Source organism: Streptomyces sp. 8L, from assembly GCF_020176795.1.
Taxonomy (GTDB): Bacteria; Actinomycetota; Actinomycetes; order Streptomycetales; family Streptomycetaceae; genus Streptomyces.
Map to the genome: position 1 here is coordinate 1 of NZ_JAIUKE010000796.1, position 2,468 is coordinate 2,468.

Genomic DNA, 2,468 nt, shown 5'->3' on the forward strand with positions numbered 1-2,468 from the left:
CCGCATCACCACCCCACCCGTCTCGCCGACCCCCTTGCGTTTCATACCCCCTAGGGGTACACCGAAAGGAGAAGCTATACCCCTAGGGGGTAGGCTGAACGAGTTGTCGACGTCGAGGAGCCACCTCATGAGCCTCACCAGGACCACGGAACCCGGTGGCGAGCAGGACCTCGCCCCCGCCGAGGTCGAGCTCACCATCGGCGGAATGACCTGCGCCTCCTGCGCGGCTCGCATCGAGAAGAAGCTCAACCGCATGGAGGGCGTGGCGGCCACGGTCAACTACGCCACCGAGAAGGCCAAGGTCAGCTACGGCGGCGAACTCTCCGTGGGCGATCTGATCGCCACCGTCGAGGCCACCGGGTACACGGCCCGGGAGCCGGAGCCCGCCGCCCCCGCGAAGACCGCCGACGACGGCTCGGGCTCCGCCCCCGCCGAGGACGAGGAGCAGCGGTCCCTGCGCCTGCGGCTGACGACCGCGGTCGTGCTCGCGGTCCCCGTCATCGCGATGGCGATGATCCCCCCTCTCCAGTTCGACAACTGGCAGTGGCTCTCCCTGGCCCTCGCCTCCCCCGTCGTCGTCTACGCGGGCTGGCCCTTCCACCGCGCCGCCTGGACGAATCTGCGGCACGGCGCCGCCACGATGGACACACTGATCTCCGTCGGTACGCTCGCCGCCTTCCTCTGGTCGCTGTGGGCCCTGTTCTTCGGCACGGCCGGCATGGCCGGCATGCGCGACTCCTTCGCACTGACGGTCACCCACGCGAACGGCGCGGGGAACATCTATCTCGAAGCCGCCGCGGGCGTCACCGCCTTCATCCTGGCCGGGCGCTACTTCGAGGCCCGCTCCAAGCGCACGGCGGGCGCCGCGCTGCGCGCCCTGCTCGAACTGGGCGCCAGAGAGGTCACGCTGGTGCGCTCCGGCCGCGAAGTGACCGTGCCCACAGGCGAGCTGCGCGTCGGCGACCGGTTCCTCGTCCGTCCCGGCGAGAAGATCGCCACGGACGGCACGGTCGTGGAGGGCTCCTCGGCCGTGGACGCGTCCATGCTGACCGGCGAGTCCGCTCCCGTCGAGGTCGCCGTCGGCGACGCCGTGACCGGTGCGACGCTCAACGCGGGCGGCCGGCTCGTCGTGGAGGCCGTCCGGATCGGCGCGGACACCCAACTCGCGCGTATGGCGCGGACGGTCGAGGAGGCCCAGAACGGCAAAGCCGCGGCGCAGCGCCTCGCGGACCGTATCTCCGCCGTCTTCGTTCCCGTCGTCATCGCGCTCGCGCTGGGCACGCTCGGCGTGTGGCTGGCCCTCGGCGGCGGCCTGACCGCCGCGTTCACCGCGGCCGTCGCCGTGCTGATCATCGCCTGCCCCTGCGCCCTCGGCCTCGCCACCCCGACCGCCCTGCTCGTCGGCACCGGCCGGGGCGCGCAGCTCGGCATCCTGATCAAGGGGCCCGAGGCACTGGAGACGACCCGGCGGATCGACACGATCGTGCTCGACAAGACGGGGACGGTCACCACGGGCCGGATGGAACTCCAGGACGTGCACCTCGCCCCGGGCGCCGCGGAGGACGACGTCCTGCGGCTCGCCGGCTCGCTGGAGCACGCCTCGGAACACCCCGTCGCCCGCGCCGTCGCCGAGGGTGCCGCGCGCCGCGCAGGGACACTGCCGGCGCCGGAGGACTTCTCGAACATCCCGGGCCTCGGCGTCCAGGGCGTCGTGGAGGGGCATGCCGTCCTCGTCGGGCGGCCGAGGCTCCTCACCCAGCGCGAGATCCGTCTCCCCCAGGAACTGGAGCGCGCACGGCGGACGGCGGAAGCTGCCGGCCGGACGACCGTGGCGGTCGCCTGGGACGGCGAGGCACGCGCCGTCCTCGATGTCGCGGACGCCATCAAGGACACCAGCGCGGAGGCAGTGCGCCGGCTGCGCGCGCTGGGTCTGCGGCCCGTTCTGCTCACCGGCGACAACCGGGCCGTCGCCGAGAGCGTCGCCTCCGCCGTCGGCGTGGACGAGGTGATCGCCGAGGTACTGCCCGAGGACAAGCTCGACGTCGTCAAGCGGCTCCAGAACGAGGGCCGGTCCGTCGCCATGGTCGGGGACGGCGTCAACGACGCGGCGGCGCTCGCGCAGGCCGATCTCGGGCTCGCCATGGGAACGGGCACGGACGCCGCCATCGAGGCGGGGGATCTGACCCTCGTCCGCGGTGATCTGCGGGCCGCCGCCGACGCCATCCGGCTCGCGCGCCGCACGCTGGGCACGATCAGGGGCAATCTCGTCTGGGCCTTCGGATACAACGTGGCCGCGCTGCCGCTCGCGGCGGCCGGACTACTCAACCCGATGATCGCGGGCGCCGCGATGGCCTTCTCCTCCGTCTTCGTCGTGGGCAACTCCCTGCGGCTGCGCGGCTTCAAGGCTTTGTGACGGGGGGCGTGAGGGGGGTTGCCGCAGACCTCGCGCCGGGGGACGTGACGGGGGG

At 72.8% G+C, this 2,468-nt stretch carries 1 protein-coding gene; it reads left to right on the forward strand.

Annotated elements, in window-relative coordinates:
- Positions 1–127 precede the first annotated feature (127 nt).
- Positions 128–2,413: a heavy metal translocating P-type ATPase gene (locus LCE31_RS38820; RefSeq protein ID WP_225022940.1), complete on the forward strand. Its 2,286-nt coding sequence runs from the start codon at positions 128–130 to the stop codon at positions 2,411–2,413.
- Positions 2,414–2,468: the final 55 nt, after the last annotated feature.

Bases quoted from the DNA above. Each gene is read 5' to 3' on its own strand.
- LCE31_RS38820 (WP_225022940.1), top strand. From the start codon at position 128: ATGAGCCTCACCAGGACCACGGAACCCGGTGGCGAGCAGGACCTCGCC.